Source organism: Desulfocurvus sp. (assembly GCF_023230885.1).
In the GTDB taxonomy this organism is placed as follows: domain Bacteria; phylum Desulfobacterota; class Desulfovibrionia; order Desulfovibrionales; family Desulfovibrionaceae; genus Desulfocurvus.
Genome location: NZ_JALNWM010000212.1, coordinates 1 through 5,855, shown reverse-complemented (window position 1 = coordinate 5,855; position 5,855 = coordinate 1). Strand labels below are relative to the sequence as shown.

Genomic DNA, 5,855 nt, shown 5'->3' with positions numbered 1-5,855 from the left:
GGCCTTGCCCGCGCCGATGGTCCTGCGGTCCACCTCGCGGATGGGCGTGACTTCGGCGGCGGTGCCGCAGAAGAATGCCTCGTCGGCGCTGTAGAGCTCGTCGCGGGTGAAGCGCTCCTCGATGACCTCGTAGCCCAGGTCCCGGGCCAGGGTGATCAGGGAGTTGCGCGTCAGGCCGTCGAGCACGGAGGTCAGCGGCGTGGTCTTCAGGGCGCCGCCGCGCACGATGAAGATATTCTCGCCCGACGCCTCGGACACATAGCCCTCGGTGTCGAGCATCAGGGCCTCGTGGTAGCCGTCGGCCACGGCCTCGCGCTTGGCCAGGATGGAGTTGCAGTAGTTGCCCACGGTCTTGGCCTTGGTCATCATCACGTTGACGTGGTGGCGGGTGAAGGTGGAGGTCTTCACGCGGATGCCCTTCTCCAGGGCCTCCTCGCCCAGGTAGGCCCCCCAGGGCCAGGTGGCGATGATGGTCTGGATGGGGTTGTCGCCGGGATGCACGCCCATGACGCCCGCGCCGATGAAGGACAGGGGCCGGATGTAGCCCTCGGCCAGCTTGTTGGCCTTGAGGGTCGCGATGACCGCGTCGCAGATTTCCTCCTCGGTGAAGGGAATCCGCATCTCCATGATCTTGGCCGAATTGAAGTGGCGGTGGATGTGCTCCTTCAGGCGATAGACGGCGGAGCCGCCGCCGGTGAGCCGGTAGGCGCGGATGCCTTCGAACACGCCGCAGCCGTAGTGCAGGGTATGGGTCAGGACGTGGACCTGGGCCTGATCCCACGGCACGAGCTTGCCGTCGAACCAGATGCTTTCGGCTTTCTGGACCATGGTTGGGACTCCCTCGGAAAGGCGTAGAGGTTGAGCGCCGGGGAGGCCCGGCGCGGCTCCGCCCGACATGCGGAGCCCGACGGCGCGCGGGGGCGCGGCGTGACAGGGGAAGGTAAGAAAAACCCCGGGTGAGGTCAAGGCGCCCGGGCGGCGCGGGCCGTACCCAAGCTCCCCGCAGGGGCCGGGCCTCGCGCCCGTGATCCGCCCGCGCGCTTTCACGTCGGCCCCGCCCGCCTGCGTCCGCGTCCGGGGGGTGTCCGCCTGCGTCCGGGTCCAGGCCCGGCCCGGGTGTGTTCAAGTCCAGGCCAGCCCGCGCGCCCGCAAGCCAGGGTTCCTGGCGTTCGCGCCCCGCGCCCGGGGCCGGCCCGGGTTGCGCCGAGCCCGCCTGCGCGTACCCCGGGCCGAGGCTTCCCGGGCGTCCGTGTCCCGCGCCCGGGGCCGGGTTCGCGCCCAAGCCCGCCCGCGTACGTTCGCGCCCTGCGTCCGGGGGGTGTCCGCGCGCGGTCCGGCCGGGCGCCCTACCCCCGCCCGCCCTTGCCGGAGCCCTTGCCCGCCGTGGCCTTGCGCGCGCCGGATTTGCCGCCGCCGGGCTTGCGGGCGATGCCCTTGGCCGGGGTGCGGCCCCTGGGTTTGGCGGGCCGGGGGGCGTCGGGCTTGCCGGATTTGGCGGGCCGGGGGGCGTCGGGCTTGCCCTTGGGTGCCTCCGCCTTGCCCCTGCCCTTGGGGGCGGGCGCCGGGGCGCCCTGCTCCGCCGGGGTTTCGGCGGCCTTGGACGCGGGGCCGAGCTTGGTGGATTTCTGGCGCGGCTTGGGCGCGCGGCGGGGCTCGGGGGCCTGGCGGCGCGGCTTGGTCGCCGGGGCGGCCTTCTTCTCGTGGCTGGCGCGGAAGTACACGGCCATGGGCGCCATGCCCAGGCCCACGAACTTGCGCAGCTGCTTTTCGAGATAGCGCTGGTACGATTCCTTCACCAGCTCGGGATCGTTGACGAAGAACACGAAGGTCGGCGGCATGGTCCCGGCCTGGGTCAGGTAGTAGAACTTGGCCCGGCGGCGCTTGATGAGCGGCGGCTGGTGGCGCAGGATGGCCTCCTGCATGATGCGGTTCAGCTCGCCGGTGCCCGCGCGCAGGGAGCACTCGGCCCAGATCTTCTCCGCCAGGGGCAGCAGCCCCCCGAGACCGGCCCGGGTCACGGCGCTGGTGTAGACCACGGGCACATGGCCGACCATCGCCAGCTCCTTGGCGTAATGCTCGCGCAGGGCGCGCATGGTGTCCTTGGGCAGCAGGTCGGTCTTGTTCACGGCCACGATGAAGGGCGTCTTCTCGCGGTCCAGGAACTCGATGAGCCGCTTGTCCTGGTGCGACATGGCCTGCATGCCGTCAACCACCAGCACGGCCACCTGGGCCTTGGCGCTGCTCTTCAGGCTGCGCAGCACCGAGAAGCGCTCCAGGGCGTCCTCGATGCGCGTGCGCCGCCGGACCCCGGCGGTGTCCACGAAGGTGTAGGTCCGCCCGCCGCGCTCGAAGGTCACGTCCACGCTGTCGCGGGTGGTTCCGGCCTCGTCGGAGACGATGAGCCGCCGCTCGCCCAGGATGGCGTTGATGATGGAGGATTTGCCCGCGTTGGGCCGCCCGAGCATGGCGATGCGCAGGCCCCGGGCCTCGGGGTCCGCCTCGGGCTCGGCGGAGGCGATGCCGTGCTCGTCCAGGAAGCGCTCCAGGCGCTCCACCAGGGCCGGAACCCCGTGGCCGTGCTCGGCGCTGACGCAGGCCATTTCCAGGCCCAGGGCATGGAACTCGGCGGCCACGCTTTCCTGCTCGCCGCCGTCGACCTTGTTGGCCACCAGCAGCACGGGCCGCCCGCTCTGGCGCAGGTCGCGGGCGACCTGGGCGTCCACGGGGGTCAGGCCCTCGCGGGCGTCGACCACGAAAAGCACGGCCTGGGCCTCGGCCAGGGCCTCGGCGGCCTGCTCCTCGATGGCCCGCTCGATGTCCACGTTGGACTCGGGCACGAGCCCCCCGGTGTCCACCAGGACGAAGGGCCGCCCCTCCTGGGGGCGGACCACGCCGTGGAGGCGGTCGCGCGTGACCCCGGGCATGTCGTGGGTCAGGGCCTTGTTGCGGCGCAGCAGGCGGTTGAACAGCGTGGACTTGCCGACGTTGGGCCGTCCGATGATGGCGATGGTTGCGAGCATGATTGTCCGTATAGCGCAGATTTGCAGGGAGTGGAACAACAAGGCGCGGGCCGCCCCGGCTCCGGCCGGGGGCGGCCCGTGGTGCTACCCTGGTTCGCCGCCGCGCGCAAGGGGCGGCGCGGCGGGGTCAGCGCCCGGCCAGGGCCGCCGCGATGCTCTCCCCGTAGGGCGGGCGCAGGATGCCCACCTCGGTGACGATGCCCGCGATGAGCTCCGCCGGGGTCGGGTCGAAGGCCATGTTATAGACCTCCACGCCGTCGGGCACGATCTGCGTGGCGCCCACATGGGTCACCTCGCGCGGGGTGCGGTCCTCGATGGGGATGGCGTCGCCGTCGGGGGTGTCGGGGTCGATGGTCGACAGGGGCGCCGCCACATAGAACGGCACCCCGAAATGCCGCGCCAGGATGGCCACGCCCAGGGTGCCGATCTTGTTGGCCGCGTCGCCGTTGGCCGCGATGCGGTCCGCCCCGACCACCACCTTCTGCACCAGCCCCTTTTTCATCAGCAAGGCGCAGGCGTTGTCGCAGGCGACCCTGACGGGGATGCCGTCCTTGGCCAGCTCCCAGGCCGTGAGCCGCGCGCCCTGGAGGAAGGGCCGCGTCTCGTTGGCGATGACGCGGATGTTGCGCTTGCCCGCGTCCCACGCCCCGCGGATGACGCCCAGGGCCGTGCCGTAGTCCGCCGTGGCCAGGGCGCCCGCGTTGCAGTGGGTCATCACCGTGTCGCCGTCGTCGATGACCTCGGCGCCCACGGCGCCCAGGCGGCGGCAAAACCGCTTGTCCTCCTCGTGGATATCCCGGGCCAGGGCCAGCCAGGAGGCGCACAGGGCCTCGATGTCCTGCCCCGGCTCCCAGGCCGCGCGCATGCGCCGCACGGCCCAGGCCAGGTTCACCGCCGTGGGCCGGGCGTTTTCCAGGTCGGCGAGCAGCGCCTCCAGGCACGGGCGCCAGTCCGCCTCCCCGGGCCCGGCCGTGGCCAGGGCCTCGCGCGCGGCCAGCCAGCAGCCGTAGGCCGCCGTCACGCCGATGGCCGGGGCCCCGCGCACGACCATCGTTTGCAGGGCGTAGATGGTGCTGGCCGTGTCCGTGCAGTGGAACCAGTCCTCGCGCACGGGAAGGGTGCGCTGGTCCAGCAGTTCCAGGCGGTCCTCGGCGTCGTTGAAGCGGATATGCCAGTCCACGAAAACCTCGGTGCGGTTGGGGGTCGGCCCGGGCCTCAGCCCAGGCGGGCGGTGATGATCTCGTTCAGCAGCTTGGCGTTGGCCTGGCCCTTGGTGGCGCGCATGACCTGGCCGACGAAAAAGCCCATGAGCTTGGTCTTGCCCGCGCGGTAGGCCTCGACCTCGGCGGGGTTGGCCGCCAGCACGGCGTCCACGGCGGCCTCCAGGGCGGCGGAGTCCGACACCTGGGCCAGGCCGTGCTCGCGGGCGTAGGCCTCGGGGTCGCCGCCCCCGGCGAACAGGGCCGCGAACATGTCGCGCCCGCTCTTCTGGCTCACGGCGCCCTCCTCGACCATGCGCACGATGGCCGCGAAGCCCTCGGGGGCCAGGGCGCAGTCGGCCACGCCGACCCCGGTGTCGTTCAGGCGGCGCAGCATTTCGGAAAGCATCCAGTTGGCGACCTTGCGCGGCTCGTCATAGGCGGCCACGGCGGCCTCGTAGTAGTCGGACAGGGCGCGGTCGGCGGTGAGCGCGGCCACGGCCTCGGGGGGCAGGCCCAGGGCCGACTCGAAGCGCGCCCGGCGCGCGGCGGGCAGCTCGGGCAGTGCCGCGCGCAGGTCCGCGATCATGGTTTCGGAAATCTCCACCGGCAACAGGTCCGGGTCCGGATAATAGCGGTAGTCGTGGGCCTCCTCCTTGCCGCGCATGGCGTGGGTCACGCCCTTGTCGGCGTCGAACAGGCGCGTCTGCTGCACCACGGCCCCGCCGTCGGCCAGCAGGTCCTCCTGGCGGGCGATCTCGTAGGCGATGGCCCGGCGCACGTTGCGGAAGGAGTTCATGTTCTTCAGCTCGGTGCGCGTGCCGAACTCGCGCTGCCCCACGGGGCGGATGGAGACGTTGGCGTCGCAGCGGAAGGAGCCCTCCTCCATGTTGCCGTCGCAGATGCCAAGCCAGGTCACCACCGAATGCAGGGCGCGCAGATAGGCTTCGGCCTCCTCGGGGCTGCGCATGTCCGGCTCGCTGACGATCTCGATGAGCGGGGTGCCCGCGCGGTTCAGGTCCACGAAGGAAACGTTCTCGGCCTGGGAGTGGATGCTCTTGCCCGCGTCGTTCTCCATGTGGATGCGCGTGATGCCGACGACCTTCGGCCCGGCGCCCGCGTCGATGGTCACGCTGCCGCCCTCGGCCAGGGGCAGGTCGAACTGCGATATCTGGTAGCCCAGGGGCAGGTCGGGATAGAAATAGTTCTTGCGCGCGAAGACGTTGACGCGGTTCACGCGGCAGCCCACCGCCAGGGCCATCATCACGGCGTATTCCACGGCCCGGGCGTTGAGCACGGGCAGCGTGCCGGGCATGCCGGCGCACACCGGGCAGACGTTGGTGTTCGGCTCCTGGCCGAAGCGCGTGGAGCAGGCGCAAAAGAGCTTGGACTCGGTGCGCAGCTGGGCGTGGACCTCAAGGCCGATGACGGCTTCGTAGACGGGCATGGCGGCGTTCCTTGCCGCCCTACTCGCCCCGGCGGGCGTAGAGCGCGGGGTTCAGGGCGGGGTCGTTGTACATCTTGAACTGGTAGTAGACCTTGGGGCGGCGCAGGCCCCGGGCGTAGTCGTCCAGCAGCTCCAGCACGGCCCGGGCCAGGTCGTCGCGCTGCTCGCGCAGGACGGCCAGCTTGCGGG

General features: G+C 71.6%; 5 protein-coding genes. All 5 read right to left on the bottom strand.

Annotated elements, in window-relative coordinates; translation table 11 throughout:
* The coding region (locus M0P34_RS13185; protein ID WP_291499894.1) for a branched-chain amino acid transaminase at positions 1 to 828 on the bottom strand (828 nt) is incomplete at its 3' end.
* A 518-nt stretch (positions 829 to 1,346) separates the two neighbouring features.
* Positions 1,347 to 3,020, bottom strand: a complete 1,674-nt coding sequence (der, locus tag M0P34_RS13180; protein WP_366062698.1) for a ribosome biogenesis GTPase Der — start codon at positions 3,018 to 3,020, stop codon at positions 1,347 to 1,349.
* A 127-nt stretch (positions 3,021 to 3,147) separates the two neighbouring features.
* Positions 3,148 to 4,200: an S-methyl-5-thioribose-1-phosphate isomerase gene (gene mtnA, locus M0P34_RS13175; RefSeq protein WP_291499892.1), complete on the bottom strand. Its 1,053-nt coding sequence runs from the start codon at positions 4,198 to 4,200 to the stop codon at positions 3,148 to 3,150.
* Positions 4,201 to 4,235: 35 nt separating this feature from the next.
* Positions 4,236 to 5,666 (bottom strand): Asp-tRNA(Asn)/Glu-tRNA(Gln) amidotransferase subunit GatB, encoded by a 1,431-nt coding sequence (gene gatB, locus M0P34_RS13170; RefSeq protein ID WP_291499891.1) that lies wholly within the window; start codon positions 5,664 to 5,666, stop codon positions 4,236 to 4,238.
* Between the two features lie 19 nt (positions 5,667 to 5,685).
* Positions 5,686 to 5,855: DUF4254 domain-containing protein (locus M0P34_RS13165; RefSeq protein WP_291499896.1), on the bottom strand; the 170-nt coding region annotated here is incomplete at its 5' end.